Source organism: Enterobacter sp. R-25, from assembly GCF_049913205.1.
GTDB classification, from domain to species: domain Bacteria; phylum Pseudomonadota; class Gammaproteobacteria; order Enterobacterales; family Enterobacteriaceae; genus Enterobacter; species Enterobacter ludwigii.
Window position 1 is genome coordinate 2,833,347 of the sequence record NZ_CP183982.1, and the last position, 18,440, is coordinate 2,851,786.

General features: G+C 55.0%; 17 protein-coding genes. 8 read left to right on the top strand and 9 right to left on the bottom strand.

The annotated features are described in order from the left end of the window. Position 1 precedes the first annotated feature (1 nt). Complete coding sequence (yobA, locus tag ACN9MQ_RS13585) at positions 2 to 373, bottom strand: CopC domain-containing protein YobA (RefSeq protein ID WP_020883407.1); 372 nt, start codon at positions 371 to 373, stop codon at positions 2 to 4. Positions 374 to 511: 138 nt separating this feature from the next. Here yobA and ACN9MQ_RS13590 point away from each other — a divergent pair, with 138 nt between their 5' ends. From ACN9MQ_RS13590 to exoX, 3 genes are all read left to right on the top strand, one after another. Further along, positions 512 to 742 (top strand): DNA polymerase III subunit theta, encoded by a 231-nt coding sequence (locus tag ACN9MQ_RS13590; protein ID WP_013096102.1) that lies wholly within the window; start codon positions 512 to 514, stop codon positions 740 to 742. Positions 743 to 851: 109 nt separating this feature from the next. Continuing rightward, a complete protein-coding gene (locus tag ACN9MQ_RS13595; RefSeq protein ID WP_032680779.1) occupies positions 852 to 1,502 on the top strand; it encodes a carbon-nitrogen hydrolase family protein in 651 nt (216 codons plus the stop codon). 24 nt (positions 1,503 to 1,526) lie between these two features. Further along, the gene (exoX, locus tag ACN9MQ_RS13600; protein WP_014170626.1) at positions 1,527 to 2,189 is read left to right on the top strand and encodes an exodeoxyribonuclease X; all 663 of its coding nucleotides are present in this window, start codon (positions 1,527 to 1,529) and stop codon (positions 2,187 to 2,189) included. Here the strand turns inward: exoX and ptrB are convergent. Both ptrB and ACN9MQ_RS13610 read right to left on the bottom strand, forming a co-directional pair. Next, on the bottom strand, positions 2,186 to 4,246 hold the full coding sequence (ptrB, locus tag ACN9MQ_RS13605) for an oligopeptidase B (protein WP_426020972.1): 2,061 nt from the start codon (positions 4,244 to 4,246) through the stop codon (positions 2,186 to 2,188). The two genes, exoX and ptrB, sit on opposite strands and share 4 nt — an antisense overlap. A gap of 85 nt (positions 4,247 to 4,331) precedes the next feature. Further along, positions 4,332 to 4,982, bottom strand: coding sequence for a tellurite resistance TerB family protein (locus ACN9MQ_RS13610; RefSeq protein WP_020883404.1), 651 nt, complete (start codon positions 4,980 to 4,982; stop codon positions 4,332 to 4,334). A gap of 170 nt (positions 4,983 to 5,152) precedes the next feature. Here ACN9MQ_RS13610 and purT point away from each other — a divergent pair, with 170 nt between their 5' ends. Then, positions 5,153 to 6,331 carry a formate-dependent phosphoribosylglycinamide formyltransferase gene (gene purT / locus ACN9MQ_RS13615; protein WP_426020971.1) on the top strand — a complete coding sequence of 393 codons (1,179 nt, stop codon included), beginning with the start codon at positions 5,153 to 5,155 and terminating at the stop codon, positions 6,329 to 6,331. Between the two features lie 41 nt (positions 6,332 to 6,372). Here the strand turns inward: purT and kdgA are convergent, their stop codons facing one another. From kdgA to zwf, 3 genes are all read right to left on the bottom strand, one after another. Continuing rightward, positions 6,373 to 7,014 (bottom strand): bifunctional 4-hydroxy-2-oxoglutarate aldolase/2-dehydro-3-deoxy-phosphogluconate aldolase, encoded by a 642-nt coding sequence (gene kdgA, locus ACN9MQ_RS13620; protein WP_020883402.1) that lies wholly within the window; start codon positions 7,012 to 7,014, stop codon positions 6,373 to 6,375. Between the two features lie 39 nt (positions 7,015 to 7,053). After that, a complete protein-coding gene (edd, locus tag ACN9MQ_RS13625) occupies positions 7,054 to 8,865 on the bottom strand; it encodes a phosphogluconate dehydratase (protein ID WP_014170631.1) in 1,812 nt (603 codons plus the stop codon). Between the two features lie 234 nt (positions 8,866 to 9,099). Beyond that, a complete protein-coding gene (zwf, locus tag ACN9MQ_RS13630) occupies positions 9,100 to 10,575 on the bottom strand; it encodes a glucose-6-phosphate dehydrogenase (RefSeq protein WP_020883401.1) in 1,476 nt (491 codons plus the stop codon). Positions 10,576 to 10,932: 357 nt separating this feature from the next. On the opposite strand from zwf, the gene ACN9MQ_RS13635 reads away from it, so the two are divergent. Continuing rightward, on the top strand, positions 10,933 to 11,802 hold the full coding sequence (locus ACN9MQ_RS13635; protein WP_025203851.1) for a MurR/RpiR family transcriptional regulator: 870 nt from the start codon (positions 10,933 to 10,935) through the stop codon (positions 11,800 to 11,802). 124 nt (positions 11,803 to 11,926) lie between these two features. Continuing rightward, complete coding sequence (pyk, locus tag ACN9MQ_RS13640; RefSeq protein WP_020883399.1) at positions 11,927 to 13,369, top strand: pyruvate kinase; 1,443 nt, start codon at positions 11,927 to 11,929, stop codon at positions 13,367 to 13,369. 56 nt (positions 13,370 to 13,425) lie between these two features. On the opposite strand, the gene lpxM is transcribed toward pyk, so the two are convergent. From lpxM to znuA, 3 genes are all read right to left on the bottom strand, one after another. Continuing rightward, entirely contained in the window at positions 13,426 to 14,397 is a 972-nt protein-coding gene (lpxM, locus tag ACN9MQ_RS13645; RefSeq protein WP_025203850.1) for a lauroyl-Kdo(2)-lipid IV(A) myristoyltransferase, read from the bottom strand. 119 nt (positions 14,398 to 14,516) lie between these two features. Beyond that, a complete protein-coding gene (gene mepM, locus ACN9MQ_RS13650) occupies positions 14,517 to 15,836 on the bottom strand; it encodes a murein DD-endopeptidase MepM (protein ID WP_014170636.1) in 1,320 nt (439 codons plus the stop codon). Positions 15,837 to 15,851: 15 nt separating this feature from the next. Then, positions 15,852 to 16,796 carry a zinc ABC transporter substrate-binding protein ZnuA gene (gene znuA / locus ACN9MQ_RS13655; protein ID WP_025203849.1) on the bottom strand — a complete coding sequence of 315 codons (945 nt, stop codon included), beginning with the start codon at positions 16,794 to 16,796 and terminating at the stop codon, positions 15,852 to 15,854. 77 nt (positions 16,797 to 16,873) lie between these two features. On the opposite strand from znuA, the gene znuC reads away from it, so the two are divergent. Further along, on the top strand, positions 16,874 to 17,629 hold the full coding sequence (gene znuC / locus ACN9MQ_RS13660; RefSeq protein ID WP_014170638.1) for a zinc ABC transporter ATP-binding protein ZnuC: 756 nt from the start codon (positions 16,874 to 16,876) through the stop codon (positions 17,627 to 17,629). Beyond that, complete coding sequence (gene znuB / locus ACN9MQ_RS13665) at positions 17,626 to 18,411, top strand: zinc ABC transporter permease subunit ZnuB (protein WP_014170639.1); 786 nt, start codon at positions 17,626 to 17,628, stop codon at positions 18,409 to 18,411. Before znuC ends, znuB begins: the two co-directional genes overlap by 4 nt. The last annotated feature ends 29 nt before the right edge of the window (positions 18,412 to 18,440 follow it).

Genomic DNA, 18,440 nt, shown 5'->3' on the forward strand with positions numbered 1-18,440 from the left:
GCTATTTCACGCTAAAGTGATAACTGCCTTTTGTCTTGTGGCCGTCTACCGACACCACATGCCAGTCAACCTGGTAGGTTCCGGGCGTCAACTCGCGATCCAGCGGCACATTCAGCTGCGTCTTGTCTTTCTCGTCGCGTTTAACGGCACCGGTCCTGATGGTCTGCTTTTGTGCATCCGTCACCACCACACCGCTAAAACCGGGCTCAATACCTTCTGAAAACGTCAGCGTCAGCGTACGCGGTGCCGTCACGAGGCTATCTGCTGCCGGAGTCTGTTGTTTAAGGTGAGCGTGCGCCAGCACGGAGGGTGACATCACGCAGGAGGCCAAAAAGACCAGTGCGCCTGCCGCGCGGGAAGAGGATAAACCCATCGCAATCATTCCTTTTTGTTATGCCTGTATGGCAAAGAATAACTCTGTATAATAAGCGAGTCGAGGAACATCCCACCTCTGCTTGTCATCGTCGAGCAATCGCGGTAACGTTGCCGCCGTCTAAAAAAGGAGAAGGTAATGAAGATCAATCTGGCCGCCCTTCCTCAGGACGAGATGGATAAAGTGAATGTCGATCTCGCTGCCGCTGGCGTCGCATTTAAAGAGCGTTACAACATGCCCATCGTGGCTGAAGTGGTTGAACGTGAGCAACCTGCTCATCTGCGCGACTGGTTTCGCGAACGCTTAATTGCGCATCGTCTCGCCTCAGTTAACCTTTCTCGTTTACCGTACGAACCTAAAGTTAAATAAGCTTAACGAGTCGTTACACTTCCTTACGCGGAATATGGCAGGATAAGAAAACCCTGATTAAATTAGGTGTATTCTTAAATCACTGCGACTCTGTGTAAAGGAAGTCACGATGTCACAATGGAATATTGCTGCGGCCCAGTATGCCGGGCTGCACCACAGTGTAGATGAACATGTCGCGCACCATCTCCGTTTCATTGCCGAAGCGGCACGACAGCAGTGCGATTTGCTGGTATTCCCGGAGCTCTCATTAACTGGCCCAGGGACAACGACGCTCCCTGCCCCTCCCCATGATAAACAGCTGGCCCCGTTGCTAAACGCCGCGAAATTATACCGGATCACTATTATTGCCGGGCTTCCGCTCGACGTGAATGGCCGTCGTCAGAAAGGCCTTGCCCTGTTTACCCCTTCTCGCCATAGCATCCTGCGCTACCCTCAGGGTCGTGGTGCAAGCCTGATCCCGGGTGATAAACAGCTGACGATCATCGATGCACATGCTGATTCGCCAAATCTCGACCCACAGGCGACGCTGTTTACCAGCTGCCAGTCAGTGGGAGATAGCCGCTGGCGGCAATCCATCAGTACCCTGCAGCGATTCGCACACAAATATGCCATTGCGGTGTTAATGGCGAACGCGCGCGGCGGCAGCGCGTTATGGGATGAAAAAGGTCAGCTGATCGTCCGCGCGGACAAAGGTGAACTGCTATTGACCGGATCTCTTGGCAGACAGGGTTGGCAAGGCGATATCATTCCTTTAGGCTAGGCGTTTTAGGCTCAGGAGAGTTCAATGCTGCGCGTCATCGATACCGAAACCTGCGATCTTCAGGGCGGAATAGTGGAAGTGGCTTCTGTCGACGTGATTGATGGAAAAATAGTCAACCCAATGAGCCATCTGGTACGTCCCGACCGCCCGATCAGCCCGCAGGCAATGGCTATTCATCGTATTACAGAATCGATGGTGGCGGACAAACCGTGGATAGAAGAGGTGATACCCCATTATTACGGTAGCCCGTGGTACGTCGCGCACAACGCCAGTTTTGACCGCCGGGTGCTCCCCGACATGCCCGGAGAATGGATTTGCACGATGAAACTGGCGCGTCGTCTCTGGCCCGGGATTAAGTACAGCAATATGGCGTTGTACAAATCCCGTAAGCTGAGCGTCAGAACGCCGGAGGGTCTGCACCATCACCGCGCCCTGTATGACTGCTACATCACCGCCGCGTTACTCATTGATATTATGAATAACTCCGGCTGGACCCCAGATGATATGGCGACCATTACCGGGCGTCCGGCGTTGCTGACTACCTTCACCTTTGGCAAATACCGCGGTCGGGCGGTTTCCGATATTGCGGATAAAGATCCGGGCTATCTGCGCTGGCTCTATAACAACCTCGATAAGATGAGCCCGGAACTGCGTTTAACGCTTAAGCACTATCTTGGCGAAGCTTAACGCTCCGCACGGCCTGGCAGCGTCTCCTGTGCCAGGCCAATCAAAAACGCATACTCCAGAGCCACGCCTTCGTAAGATTTAAATCGTCCCGATTTCCCGCCGTGACCGGAGTCCATATCCGTGCACAGCAGCAGCAGGTTGTCGTCGGTTTTCAGTTCCCGCAGTTTCGCCACCCATTTTGCAGGCTCCCAGTATTGCACCTGTGAATCGTGCAATCCGGTGGTTACCAGCATGTGCGGATACGCTTTCGCTTCCACATTGTCGTACGGGCTGTACTCTTTCATGTAGCGATAGTAGATCTCATCCTGCGGGTTGCCCCACTCTTCAAACTCTCCGGTCGTCAGCGGGATGGATTCATCCAGCATGGTCGTTACCACATCGACAAACGGCACCTGCGCAATAATCCCTTTAAAGCGTTCGGGACGCTGATTGATGACGGCCCCCATCAATAATCCTCCCGCGCTGCCGCCCATACCAAAGCAAAGCCCAGGATCGCCATAGCCCTGCTCAATCAACGCATCGCAGACGTCGAGATAATCATTGAAGGTATTTTTCTTTTTCAGGAATTTCCCGTCTTCATACCAGTGCTGACCCAACTCCCCGCCGCCGCGAACATGCGCAATGGCGAACACAAAACCGCGATCCAGCAGACTTAACCGGCTGCTGCTGAAATCAGCGTCCATGCTTGAGCCGTAGGAGCCGTAGCCGTAAACCAGAATCGGATTCTTACCTTTCTGGAAATGCGCCCGATGATAAACAAGCGAGACCGGCACCTCGACGCCATCGCGGGCGGTAACCCACAGGTGTTCGCTTCGGTAGTTGTCGGAATCGAACCCTTTCACTTCGGACTGTTTAAGCACCTGACGTTGCCCGGTGTCCATATCCAGCTCAAAGAGCGTATCGGGCGTGGTCATAGACGAGTAGCCGTAGCGCAGACGCGACGATTCCGGCTCAGGATTAAACCCTATCCACGTAACATAGGCCGGGTCGTCAAACGCAATCCCGATCACTTCCCGCGTTTTGCGGTTAATTTGCCGAAGGCTGGTCAGCCCCCGCTGGCGCTCCTCAACCACCAGCCAGTCGGTGAACAGCGTAAACCCTTCGAGCATTACCTGCTCCCGGGCGGGGATTAACACTTCCCACTTCCGTTCATCGCGTACTTTGGTTTTGTAGAGGCCAAAGTTTTTACCCTCCCGATTAGAGCGCAGGTAAAAGCTGTGCTGGAAGTGATCGAGGCTGTATTCATGATCTTTACGTCGCGGCAGGAAGCACAGCGGCTGCGCATCAGGTAGCTCGGCGTCCAGAAGCAGAACTTCAGAGGTTGTGGCGCTGGCCAGGAAGATAATCACATAGTGGCGAGACGAGGTTTTGTGCAGGCTGACATAAAACGTTTCGTCTTTCTCTTCGTAAACCAGTTCGTCGTCAGCAGAATCCGTCCCAACGGTGTGGCGCCACACCTGGTAAGGCAACAACGTGGAGGCATGCTTTTTGACGTAGTAGACCGTTTCGGAATCATTCGCCCAGACAAAGTCCGGCGAAACATTATCCAGCATTTCCGGATACCAGTTACCGGTTTCCAGATTGCGAAAACGCAAACCGTACTGACGACGGGAGAGGTAATCCTCCGCCAGCGCCATAATGGTGTTATCGGGGGAAATAGACATGCCGCCGAGGGTATAAAACTCGCTATGGGCGGCGCGCTGGTTGGCATCCAGCAGGATGTCCCACTCATCCCATTCGGCGCATAACACCGACTGTCGCTGGTAGATGGGATACTCGTTGCCAGGTTCGTAGATATGGCGATATCGATAGCCATTTTTGGTCCAGGGCGCGGAAATATCGCGCTGGGGGATACGCTGCACCATTTCTTTTAACAGCTGATCCTGCAACGCCTGCTGGCTGGACATGACCTTGCGGCCATAGTCGTTTTCCTCGTGCAGGTAGTCGAGCACTTCTGGCCGGGAACGGGAGTCGTCCCGCAACCAGTAATAGTTATCTATACGCGTATCGCCATGCGTGGTGATCGAATAAGGAGTACGTCGGGCTTTCGGTGGCATGTCATCATTCTTTTGAGTTTTACACCCTATAAGGTTGGCAAAACCCACGCATGATGCAAGCGAAACATGGCTGCGACGGCGGCAGTTAGCCTTGTAACGCCCGTTTTTGCTCCTGAATATCCTTCTCGATCCCGTCCCGGACATCTTGTGGGATCTTCAGGGCATCACCCAGCGCATTGAGATAGCTGCGCTCCATAAAGTGATCGATATCGATGGCGGCACAGCTCAGAAAATAGAGTTCAAGCGCCTCTTCCTCATTTTTCACGCTTTGCGCCAGACGCTGCGGTTCGAGTGGCTGTTCGATGGCCTGCGCCACCAGCGCTCTGCCCCTTTCTTCGACACCGGCCTCACGCAGTTGCTGCTCAATCGCCGATCGTTCCTGGTCATCAATGTGCCCGTCGCTTTTTGCCGCGAACACCAGCGCCAGGATGAGCCGTTCGGTACGCAGATCCAGCGGCGAGGTCTGCTCACCAAAGTGGGGTTCGTCGCTGTGCGCGGTCCGCACTCTGTCCTTGTATTTGTTCCACAGTACGGTACCCGCAATAGCGCCGCCGCCCGCCAGCAGCGCGCCGGTACCATACTTTGCCAGTAACTTACGCGAGGATTTATTGGCAACCAGCAGTCCAGCCAGCCCGCCAAGCGCCCCCGGCACCAGGAGTTTGCTCAGCCCCTGCTCGCCGGATGACGACGTTTTCTGCCCCAACATGGATTGCAATTGATTTAGCCAGCCTGACATGGTTTCCCTCACTTAACGGTGAATATGTCTCCCAGCGTAAGCGAGCAGGCGTCAGGAAATGTCTGCCACGGCTAAAGAAGCGCAAATTTCTTGACCGCTCTCGGGCCCTGAACAAGACAGACGCAAACGTTTACGTTTATAATGCGCGCAACTTTTTCAGGGGGATTGTTATGACTCGTTTAGGAACCGCGCTGCGACCTGCGGCGACGCGTGTGATGCTGTTAGGATCGGGTGAACTGGGTAAAGAGGTCGCCATTGAGTGCCAGCGTTTGGGCGTGGAAGTCATTGCAGTGGATCGTTACGCTGACGCACCTGCCATGCATGTCGCCCACCGTTCTTATGTGATCAATATGCTGGATGGCGATGCCCTGCGTACGCTCATTACGCAGGAGAAACCGGATTTCGTGGTACCCGAAATTGAAGCCATTGCTACCGATACGCTGATCGCCCTTGAGCAGGAAGACCAGCGCGTGGTGCCCTGCGCAAAAGCGGCCAAACTCACCATGAACCGCGAAGGCATTCGTCGTCTGGCGGCTGAAGAGCTGGCCTTACCTACCTCAGGCTACCGTTTTGCCGGCGATAAAGCCGCTTTCCTGCAGGCTGTCGACGAAATTGGCTACCCGTGCATCATTAAGCCCGTCATGAGTTCCTCCGGTAAAGGACAGAGCTTTATCCGCGACAGCAGCACTCTGGATAAGGCGTGGGAGTATGCCCAGCAGGGAGGACGTGCCGGTGCCGGTCGCGTGATTATCGAAGGCGTCGTAAAGTTTGATTTCGAAATCACGCTGCTGACGGTCAGCGCCGTTGATGGCGTCCATTTCTGCGATCCGATTGGCCACCGTCAGGAAGATGGCGACTATCGTGAGTCCTGGCAGCCGCAGCAGATGAGCGATCTGGCGCTGGCACGTGCGCAGGAAATTGCCCGTAAAGTAGTTCTGGCGCTGGGCGGTTACGGATTGTTTGGCGTGGAGCTGTTTGTCTGCGGCGATGAGGTAATTTTCAGTGAAGTCTCCCCTCGCCCGCACGATACCGGGATGGTCACGCTGATTTCGCAGGACCTTTCTGAATTCGCCCTGCATGTGCGTGCCTTCCTCGGCCTGCCCGTTGGCGGCATTCGTCAGTACGGCCCGGCGGCTTCGGCGGTGATCCTGCCGCTATTAACCAGCCAGAACGTCACCTTTGATAACGTCGAAGGGGCTATGGGTGCAGGCTTGCAGGTTCGTCTGTTCGGGAAACCGGAGATTGACGGCACGCGCCGCCTTGGCGTGGCGCTAGCGACCGGTGAAAACGTGGATGAGGCTGTGGCAAGAGCCAAAACAGCCGCCGCGAACGTGAAGGTTGCAGGATAAAAAAAACGGGCCAGCAAGCCCGTTTTTCATACTGTCTTCGATTACTGCTTCGCGCCTTCAACCGCTTCGCGAGCCAGTTTAGTGATGCGATCCCAGTCGCCTGCTTCCAGCGCATCCGCAGGAACCAGCCATGAACCACCGATGCACAGGACACTTTTCAGCGCCAGGTAGTCACGGTAGTTTGCCGGAGAGATACCACCCGTCGGGCAGAAGCGAACCTGAGAGAATGGACCCGCAATAGCCTGCAGCGCTTTGGTGCCGCCGTTAGCTTCAGCCGGGAAGAATTTGAACTCTTTCAGGCCGTAATCCATACCCATCATCAGTTCAGATACGGTGCTGATACCCGGGATCAGAGGGATCGTGCCTTCGGTTGCAGCTTTCAGCAGCGGCTCGGTCAGGCCAGGGCTGATAGCGAACTGCGCGCCCGCTTCGGTCACGTCAGCCAGCTGCTGTGCGTTCAGTACGGTACCCGCACCGATGATCGCGTCCGGCACTTCTTTGGCGATAGCGCGAATAGCGTCCATCGCGCAGGCGGTACGCAGGGTCACTTCCAGAACACGAACACCACCCGCGACCAGGGCTTTCGCCATCGGGACAGCATGTTCCAGCTTGTTCACCACGATTACCGGCACGACAGGGCCAGTGGTCAGGATTGCTTCTGCACTTGTTTTCCAGTTTTTCATCAGAGTTTTCTCTCGCCAGATCGATAAAATCAAGTCGTCTTAAAACGTAATACAGGTTGCGCCCTGCTCCGCACCGGAGAGTTTCTCACGCAGCGCGCCAAACATTTCGCGTCCGGTTCCCACGCGCGATGCGCTCAGGTCAGGAATATGTGGCTTACGTGCCGCCAGTTCAGCGTCATCCACCAGCAGGGTTAACTCACCTGTCTGACCGTTGACGCGGATCATGTCTCCATCACGAACTTTCGCCAGCAAACCGCCGTCGTAAGCTTCCGGGGTCACGTGGATGGCAGAAGGCACTTTACCTGATGCGCCAGAGAGGCGTCCATCGGTCACTAACGCAATTTTGAAACGGCGGTCCAATAATACACCAAGTGGCGGCATAAGTTTATGTAATTCTGGCATCCCGTTCGCTTTTGGCCCCTGATGGCGCACCACAACGACGCAATCTTTGTCGAGCAGACCGGCATCAAACGCAGGCAAAACGTCATGCTGGCTTTCAAACACCACGGCCGGCGCTTCGATAATCTGGTTCTCTTCCGGTACGGCGGAGGTTTTCATCACCGCACGCCCCAGGTTACCGCTGAGCACTTTGGTGCCGCCGTGACGAGAGAACGGTTGTTCAAAGGTGGCGATAACCTGTGCGTCAAGCGAGGCGGTGGCGCCTTCACGCCAGTCAAGCTCACCGTTATTGAGCCACGGCTCATGGGTATAACGCTGCAGACCAAAGCCCGCCACGGTGTTCACATCTTCATGCAGCAGACCGCCTTTCAGCAGCTCGCGCATCAGCACCGGCACGCCACCGGCAGCCTGGAAGTGGTTGATGTCAGCCGGGCCGTTCGGGTACAGGCGCGCCATCAGTGGCACCACAGACGAGATATCCGAGAAATCATCCCAGTTAATCAGGATGCCCGCCGCGCGCGCCATCGCCACCAGATGCATGGTGTGGTTGGTTGAACCGCCGGTTGCCAGCAGCGCAACGATACCGTTGACGATCACTTTCTCGTCGACCATTTTACCCAGCGGCATCCACGCGTTGCCGTTACCGGTCAGACGCGTTACCTGGCGGGCAGCTGCTTCAGTCAGGGCCTTACGCAGTGGCGCATCCGGCTGAATGAAAGAGGACCCAGGAAGCTGCATCCCCATAAATTCCACCACCATCTGGTTGGTGTTGGCCGTACCGTAGAAAGTACAGGTGCCCGGCGCATGGTAGGAGGCGGCTTCCGCTTCCAGCAGCGCCTGACGGTCTGCTTTACCTTCCGCATACAGCTGACGGATACGCACTTTTTCTTTGTTTGGCAGGCCGCTTGCCATCGGACCTGACGGCACGAAGATCGCAGGCAGATGACCAAACGACAGCGCTGCCATGGCCAGCCCCGGGACGATTTTATCGCACACGCCGAGGTACAGCGCGCCATCAAACATATTGTGAGACAGGCCCACTGCGGCCGACATCGCAATCACTTCGCGGCTCAGCAGAGAGAGCTCCATCCCATCCTGACCCTGCGTCACGCCGTCGCACATGGCCGGCACGCCGCCCGCGACCTGGCCTACCGCATTGACGCTGTGCAGCGCTTTACGGATGATCTCCGGATACACTTCGTACGGCTGATGCGCAGAAAGCATGTCGTTGTAGGAGGTAATGATGGCGATATTGTTACGCAGCATGCTTTTCAGCGAGGCTTTATCGTCGGGCTGGCAGGCGGCGAAACCGTGCGCCAGGTTACCGCAGGCGAGTTGTGAGCGATGAACGGTATTACTTTTGGCCTGTTCAATCCGGGCGAGGTAGGCAGAACGGGTCTCTTTCGAGCGCTCAATAATGCGTTGTGTTACGCGTAACAATGTCGGATTCATAAAAGCTCCTCTAATTTATCTGTCCGGGCTCGGGAGTTTACAAAGTCGCTGGCGATTATTAACAACGCTGAAACGCTTGCTGTCCGGAGCTCAGGGGCAAAATCACTTCCGGCAGTGTAATAAAAAAAGCTCCGCGGGTGAATCCACGCGGAGCTTAAAAGTTTATAAATTGTGCCACGAACTGTGTTAGATCATGTTACCGGTAAAATAACACCTAAGAGGCAGCTGATTATTTTACTCAAACTCATTCCAGGAGCGGCCATCACGGGTGATCATCGCGACGGACGCGACAGGCCCCCAGGTGCCCGCCTGATACGGTTTTGGCGCATCCTGATCCGCAGCCCAGGCTTCAGTGATGGAGTCGACCCATTTCCACGCTTCTTCCACTTCATCGCGACGCACGAACAGCGCCTGGATACCGCGCATGGTTTCCAGCAGCAGACGCTCGTAAGCATCGGCAAGGTGCGTCTGATTGAATGTTTCGGAGTAGCTCAGGTCCAGCTTGGTGGTCTGCAGGTTATGTTTGTGATCCAGGCCCGGCACTTTGTTCAGGATCTGGATGTCCACCCCTTCGTCTGGCTGCAGACGAATGGTCAGTTTGTTCTGCGGCAGCTCCTGCCAGGACTCTTTGAACAGGTTGAGTTCAGGGTTTTTGAAGTAAACGACTACTTCAGAGCATTTGGTCGGCAGACGTTTACCGGTACGCAGGTAGAACGGAACACCCGCCCAGCGCCAGTCATCGATATCCACGCGGATCGCCACAAACGTCTCGGTATTGCTCGCCTTGTTAGCACCCTCTTCTTCCAGGTAGCCCGGCACTTTTTTACCCTGAGCAAACCCTGCGGTGTACTGGCCGCGTACCGTTTTCTCACGCACGTTTGAGCGATCGATGCGACGCAGTGACTTCAGCACTTTCACTTTAGCGTCACGGATGCTGTCCGCCGTCAGGTCAGACGGTGGAGACATGGCAATCATGCAAAGGATTTGCAGCAGGTGGTTCTGGATCATGTCGCGCATCTGACCGGCCTGGTCGAAGTAACCCCAGCGGCCCTCGATACCTACCTCTTCGGCCACGGTGATTTCCACATGGTCGATGGTACGGTTGTCCCAGTTATTCACAAACAGGGAGTTGGCAAAACGCAGCGCCAGCAGGTTCAGTACCGTCTCTTTACCGAGATAGTGGTCGATACGGTAGACCTGGCACTCTTCGAAGTACTCGCCGACCTGGTCGTTAATTTCGCGGGAGGTTGAAAGAGAGGTCCCCAGCGGTTTCTCCATCACCACGCGTGCCGGTTTAGCGTTCAGCTTCGCTTCGCCCAGGCCTTTGCAGATTGCACCGAAAGTGCTTGGCGGCATGGCGAAGTAGTTAATGGTGACACGGTTTTTCTGATCCAGCATCGCGCCTAAACGGTTAAACGCGCTGACGTCGTTCACGTCCAGGTTACAGAAATCAAGACGTCCGCTCAGGGTATCCCACAAACTTTCATCAATCTTTTCCTTCATGAACGTTTCGAGCGCCTCGCGTACGACCTTGGTATAAGCTTCCTTGTCCCAGTCGGCGCGCCCAACGCCCAGGATACGCGTATCCGGATGAATTTGGCCCGCTTTCTCCAGTTGATACAGGGAAGGCAGCAATTTCCGGCGTGCAAGATCGCCTTTCGCGCCGAAAATGACCAGGTCACATGCCTGGGCTGTTTGCGTTACCGCCATGTCATTCTCCTCAGTTGGATCACCTGGTACTTCTGCCAGGTATCGTTGTAATTTTATTACGTTGCACTGTACTGCTTTTACGTCATTCCCGAAACCATTAGCGCTTAACCTCGCGTGCGATACCGCGATTTTTTCGCCGTCAGACGCGTGTGGTGGCGGAATCACGCAAAAAGCGTTGATTCTTTGAACTACAGGGTCATAACAAAACCCGACACCGATCAAGTAATGAAAAAAAACAACAACATTATCTTGTCGACTGTTACCCTTTATGGAAGCCACAGGGGTAATATCGGCTAAATCGAATCATGATTTCATGAATTAATGAAATCGTTTCCACCCATGAGCGCCCTGTTAACAATGAACATGCTGGAAAAAATCCAGTTCCAACTGGAACACCTTAGCAAATCCGAGCGAAAAGTGGCCGAAGTCATTCTTGCCGCTCCTGCTCAGGCGATTCATTCAAGCATCGCCGCTCTGGCGCAGGAGGCAGGCGTCAGCGAACCGACGGTTAACCGCTTCTGCCGTAGCCTTGAAACGCGCGGCTTTCCTGATTTTAAACTGCATCTTGCACAAAGTCTGGCAAACGGCACGCCTTATGTTAATCGCAATGTGGATGAAGACGACAGTGTTGATGCCTATACGGCGAAAATATTTGAGTCGGCCATGGCTACGCTGGACCACGTTCGCCAGTCCCTGGATATGAATTCCGTGAACCGCGCGGTAGATTTACTGACCCAGGCCAAGCGCATTGCGTTCTTTGGCCTCGGCTCGTCGGCGGCCGTGGCGCATGACGCCATGAATAAATTCTTCCGCTTTAACGTCCCGGTCATTTATTCCGATGACATTGTCCTGCAACGCATGAGCTGTATGAATTGCAGTGAAGATGATGTCGTGGTACTCATTTCGCACACCGGGCGCACCAAAAGCCAGGTGGAGCTGGCGCAACTGGCGCGTGAAAACGATGCCATGGTTATTGCCCTCACGACGGCGGGCACGCCGCTGGCAAGAGAAGCAACGCTCGCCATCACCCTTGACGTCCCGGAAGACACCGACATGTATATGCCGATGGTCTCCCGTCTGGCGCAGCTCACGGTGATTGACGTGCTGGCAACCGGTTTCACCCTGCGCCGTGGTGCAAAATTCAGAGATAACTTGAAGCGTGTCAAGGAAGCGCTTAAGGAATCGCGTTTTGATAAAGAATTGCTTATGAAAAGCGATGTTCCCTAAATAGTTTAATAACTACGATGTAACGATTTACGGCATTCGGTCCTCTCTCTGTTGCCTTGCAGCAGATGAAGGCCGATTTAATGTTCACGCAACACCAAAGTTGTTTCAGTCAACGGAGTATTACATGTCCAGAAGGCTTCGCAGAACCAAGATCGTAACCACCTTAGGCCCGGCCACTGACCGCGATAACAATCTCGAGAAAATTATCGCCGCGGGTGCCAACGTGGTGCGTATGAACTTCTCTCACGGTACGCCAGAAGACCATAAATTACGTGCCGACAAAGTGCGTGAAATTGCGGCCAAACTTGGTCGTCATGTTGCTATCCTCGGGGACCTGCAGGGTCCAAAAATTCGTGTTTCAACCTTCAAAGAAGGTAAAGTCTTCCTCAATATCGGCGACAAATTCCTGCTCGATGCCAACCTGGGTAAAGGCGAAGGCGATAAAGAAAAAGTTGGGATCGACTATAAAGGTCTGCCAGCTGACGTTGTGCCTGGCGATATCCTGCTGCTCGACGACGGTCGCGTTCAGCTGAAAGTGCTGGAAGTTCAGGGGATGAAGGTTTTCACCGAAGTCACCGTCGGCGGCCCGCTCTCAAACAACAAAGGCATTAACAAACTTGGCGGTGGCCTCTCAGCCGAAGCGCTGACCGATAAAGACAAAGCGGATATCGTGACCGCTGCGCTGATTGGCGTTGACTATCTGGCCGTCTCCTTCCCACGCTGTGGCGAAGACCTGAACTACGCGCGCCGTCTGGCACGTGATGCGGGCTGTGATGCCAAAATCGTTGCTAAAGTGGAACGTGCGGAAGCCGTTTGCGATCAGGACGCGATGGATGACGTGATTCTGGCGTCTGACGTGGTGATGGTTGCCCGTGGCGATCTGGGCGTGGAAATTGGCGACCCTGAACTGGTGGGGATCCAGAAAGCCCTGATCCGCCGTGCACGTCAGCTTAACCGCGCCGTGATCACCGCAACCCAGATGATGGAATCCATGATCACCAACCCAATGCCGACCCGTGCAGAGGTGATGGACGTGGCTAACGCCGTGCTGGACGGTACCGATGCCGTAATGCTTTCTGCAGAAACCGCTGCCGGCCAGTACCCTGCTGAAACCGTAGCCGCGATGGCACGCGTTTGCCTGGGTGCTGAAAAGATCCCAAGCATCAACGTCTCTAAACACCGTCTGGATGTGCAGTTCGACAATGTGGAAGAAGCAATTGCGATGTCTGCCATGTACGCCGCTAACCACCTGAAAGGCGTAACGGCGATTATCACCATGACCGAATCTGGCCGTACCGCGCTGATGACCTCTCGTATCAGCTCCGGTCTGCCCATCTTCGCCATGTCCCGTCACGAGCGTACGCTGAACCTGACGGCGCTGTATCGCGGTGTCACGCCGGTTCACTTCGACAGCACCAACGACGGTGTCGCGGCTGCCCACGACGCCGTGAACCTGCTGCGTGACAAAGGCTATCTGGTCTCCGGTGATATCGTGATTGTGACTCAGGGTGACGTGATGAGCACCATCGGCTCGACCAATACCACTCGCGTATTGACCGTCGAGTAAGTACGCCCCTGTTAAAAAGCCCGCTCTTTTCGAAGCGGGCTTTTTTTTATTTCTGCTTATTTCTTCGGGTAAAGCTCTTTGCGTTTGTACGGCTCTGTTTCACCGGGCTTACGCGTTTTGAGCAACTTCAGTATCCACGTGTATTGCTCAGCATGCGGTCCCACCAGAATCTCGACCTCTTCGTTCATTCGGCGCGCAATGGTGTGATCGTCCGCCGTCAGTAAATCATCCATCGGTGGACGCACTTCAATGCTCAGGCGATGGGTTTTCCCGTCGTATACCGGAAACAGCGGAATAACGCGCGCACGGCAGACTTTCATCAGGCGGCCAATCGCCGGCAACGTGGCTTTATACGTCGCGAAGAAATCTACAAACTCACTGTGCTCGGGGCCGTGGTCCTGATCCGGCAGATAGTAACCCCAGTAGCCCTGACGCACGGACTGTATAAACGGTTTGATGCCATCATTACGCGCATGCAGACGGCCACCAAAACGGCGCCGCACGGTGTTCCAGACGTAATCAAAGATCTTATTGCCCTGGTTATGGAACATTGCCGCCATTTTCTGCCCCTGTGACGCCATCAGCATCGCAGGAATATCCACGCCCCAGCCGTGAGGAACGAGGAAGATCACCTTCTCGTTGTTGCGGCGCATCTCTTCGATGATTTCCAGCCCTTTCCAGTCAACACGCGTCTGAACTTTCTCCGGCCCTTTGAGCGCCAGTTCGGCCATCATCGCCATGGCCTGCGGCGCGGTCGTGTACATGTCGTCAATCAGCGCTTCACGCTCGGCGTCACTCTTCTCCGGGAAACAGTACAGGAGGTTAATCTGCGCACGGCGACGGGCACTTTTACCAAACCGACCCGCCAGGCGGCCTATTTTTCCCAGTACCGGATCGCGAACCGAGGCAGGTAACATCGCAATCCCCGCAAATGCGTAAACGCCAAGCCAGGCACTCCAGTTGCGCGGGTGGCGAAAAGATTTTTCAAACTCAGGAATGTACTCAATATTGTTTTTTTGGGTTTCCATGCTGGTTCCAGGGTCTGGTGACGCAAAATTTCATTCAGATAGTGTAGCGAGGCAGCCGCTCGCGCACAAAACAAAAAGCCGGCACATACTGAGGCCGGCTTTTTCACAAAACAGAGGGCTTAATCAAAGCGCAGCTGCGGAATCACCTCTTTCACCTGCGCCAGGTAATCGGAACGATCTTTACCTGTCAGGCCTTCGGTACGCGGCAGTTTCGCCGTAAGCGGGTTCACTGCCTGTTGGTTAATCCATACCTCATAGTGCAAATGCGGCCCGGTAGAGCGCCCGGTATTCCCGGAGAGCGCGATACGGTCGCCACGTTTCACTTTCTGTCCCGGCTTAACCAGTAGCTTACGCAGGTGCATATAGCGGGTGGTGTAGGTACGACCATGACGCACCGCGACATAATACCCGGCTGCACCGCTACGTTTTGCAATCACCACTTCGCCATCACCCACAGCCAGCACAGGGGTCCCCTGCGGCATGGCAAAGTCAACGCCACGGTGCGGCGCAACACGCCCGGTGACCGGGTTCAGACGGCGCGGGTTAAAGTTGGATGAAACACGGAATTGTTTAGCCGTCGGGAAGCGCAGGAAGCCCTTCGCAAGCCCGGTACCGCTGCGGTCGTAGAACTTACCGTCTTCGGCACGAATGGCGTAGTAATCTTTGCCATCAGAGCGCAGACGCACACCCACCAGCTGGCTCTGCTCACGCTTGCCGTCAAGCATTTCACGGGACATGAGAACGGAGAATTCATCGCCTTTCTTCAGTTTGCGGAAGTCCATTTGCCACTGCATGGCTTTGATTACCGAGCTGATCTCGGCGCTGGTCAGCCCCGCATCGCGCGCGCTGGAGACAAAGCTTGCGCCTACGGTCCCTTTCATCACGCTGTTCACCCAGTCGCCTTTCTGCATTTCACTGGTCATTTTGAAACCGTTTGCAGTGCGATCGTAGGTGCGGGTTTCGCGACGGGACATCTCCCAGGTCAGGCGTTGCAGATCGCCATCAGCGGTTAACGTCCAGGAGAGCTGTTGACCAATTTTCAGGTTACGAAGATCTTTATCAGCCGCCGCCAGCTGGCTGATGTTTCCCATGTCGATACCGTACTGGTTCAGAACGCTGCTTAACGTATCACCCGTCGAAACGACATATTCGTGGATCCCCGCTTCATTCTCGGTTTTATCGTCCAGCTCATCCTGCGGGATGGCTTCATCTTCCTGAGCCGCCTGGTCGATAGGTTCACTGGCCTCAGGGAGGAGAGAGCGAATCTCGCTCTTCTCAAGCTCGATGGTTTTGATGATTGGGGCAGAACTCGGATGGTAAACATAGGGCCGCCAGACGGCGACCGCTAACGTGAGAACTGTAAGAGACCCCAGCATAACGCGATGGGGTCGAGGCAGATTGTTAAATGCCAGGGCGACAGAGCGGGCTATCTGTTGCACGTATTCACTTCCTCGTTAATCTCCTTTCAGGCAGCTCGCATACTGGTTCGCCAGTTGGCTGAGAAACTGCGAATAGCTCGCTTTGCTCAACTGGATATTCGTTCCTAGCGGGTCAAGGGTTCCCATGCGCACGGATGTTCCCCTGGCCACGGCTTCTACGACCGCTGGCCTGAACTGTGGCTCAGCAAAAACGCATGTCGCTTTCTGCTCAACCAACTGTGTTCTGATTTCATGTAAACGCTGCGCACCAGGTTGAATTTCAGGGTTGACGGTAAAGTGCCCCAGCGGGGTCAGGCCGTAGTGTTTCTCGTAATAGCCATAGGCGTCATGAAAAACGAAATACCCTTTTCCTTTCAACGGTGCGAGCTCATTACCCACCTGCTTATCGGTTGCGGCTAATTGTGCCTCAAAATCCTTCAGGTTGGCGTCTAGTTTGGCTCGACTTTGCGGCATAAGTTCCACTAATTTGTCATGGATTGCAACCGCCGAAAGCCGCGCTATCTCTGGGGATAGCCAAAGGTGCATGTTGTACTCGCCGTGATGGTGATCCCCATCACCTTTTTCGCCGTCGGCGTGTCCGGCATCATGTTCATCACCGTCGTCGTCAGCCCCTTTCATGAGCAACGGTTTCACGCCCGGGAGTTCGGCAATGGCGACCTGTTTTTCGCCCGGCACCTGTTTTGCCGACTTCTGCATAAACGCTTCCATCTCTGGACCAATCCAGACAACTAAGTCCGCGTTTTGTAAGCGTTTTACATCAGATGGACGCAGGGAATAATCATGCTCGGAAGCCCCATCAGGGAGCAGAACCTGGGTGTCAGTGACCCCATCTGCAATCGCGGAAGCAATGAAACCGAGCGGTTTAAGCGAAGCGACAACAGCAGCGTTAACATCTTGTGCTGTTGAACCCCAAAGGGCAGCGGATAATGCTGCGAAAAGAAGCGTATTTTTATGTAACATAATGCGACTAATCATCGTAATGAATGCGTGGGGTGTGATATTATAACATTCGTTGACTTCTGCAAGCTTAAATTGACATGACGACTTTGGTTTCTCTCGACAATATTTCGGTCTCATTTGGCCAACGCCGCGTCCTCTCTGACGTGTCGCTGGATCTGAAACCCGGCAAAATTCTGACGCTGCTCGGCCCCAATGGCGCAGGGAAATCCACCCTGGTGCGCGTGGTGCTGGGTCTGGTAACACCTGACGAAGGGGTTATCCGCCGTGAGGAAAAATTACGCATCGGCTATGTGCCGCAAAAACTCCACCTCGACGCCACACTGCCGCTGACGGTTAGCCGCTTCCTGCGTCTGCGCCCCGGGACACATAAAGCCGATATTCTTCCGGCGCTGAAACGCGTGCAGGCAGGCCATCTGATTGATGCCCCACTGCAGAAACTGTCCGGCGGTGAAACCCAGCGCGTATTGCTTGCCCGCGCCCTGTTGAGCAGCCCACAGCTTCTGGTGCTGGATGAGCCGACGCAGGGTGTGGACGTCAATGGTCAGGTCGCACTTTATGATTTAATCGACCAGCTACGCCGCGAACTCAACTGTGCGGTGCTGATGGTTTCCCACGATCTCCATCTGGTGATGGCCAAGACCGACGAAGTGCTGTGCCTTAACCATCACATCTGCTGTTCCGGCACGCCGGAAGTGGTGTCAATGCACCCTGAATTCATCTCCATGTTCGGCCCTCGCGGCGCTGAGCAGCTGGGAATTTATCGCCATCATCACAATCACCGCCATGATTTACAGGGACGAATTGTCCTGCGCCGGGGAAATGGACACTCATGATTGAACTGTTACTGCCCGGCTGGCTGGCCGGGATTATGCTTGCCTGCGCCGCGGGCCCGCTGGGCTCGTTTGTGGTGTGGCGCAGAATGTCCTATTTTGGCGATACGCTGGCACACGCATCTCTGCTGGGCGTTGCCTTTGGCCTGTTACTGGACGTGAATCCCTTCTACGCGGTGATTGTGGTCACGCTGCTGCTGGCCGCAGGGCTGGTATGGCTGGAAAAGCGCCCTCACCTCGCCATCGATACGCTGCTTGGTATTATGGCCCACAGCGCCCTGTCGCTGGGTCTGGTGGTCGTGAGCCTGATGTCGAACATTCGTGTTGATCTGATGGCCTACCTGTTCGGTGACCTGCTGGCCGTGACGCCTGAAGATCTGATCTCCATCGCCGCTGGTGTGGTGGTCGTGCTGGGTATTCTGCTCTGGCAGTGGCGTAATTTGCTGGCGATGACCGTCAGCCCGGATCTGGCGTTTGTCGACGGCGTGAAGCTGCAGCGCGTGAAGCTATTGCTGATGCTGGTGACGGCGTTAACGATTGGTGTGGCGATGAAATTCGTCGGCGCGCTGATCATCACTTCCCTGCTGATTATCCCCGCGGCCACTGCGCGTCGTTTTGCCCGTACGCCGGAGCAAATGGCCGGTGTCGCGGTTATCATCGGGATGATTGCGGTAACGGGAGGGTTAACCTTCTCGGCGTTCTACGATACCCCTGCAGGCCCTTCTGTGGTGCTGTGTGCGGCGCTGCTGTTTATCTTCAGTATGATGAAGAAGCCTGCAAGCTGATCGCCTCTCCCCTCTCCCACCCTAGAGAG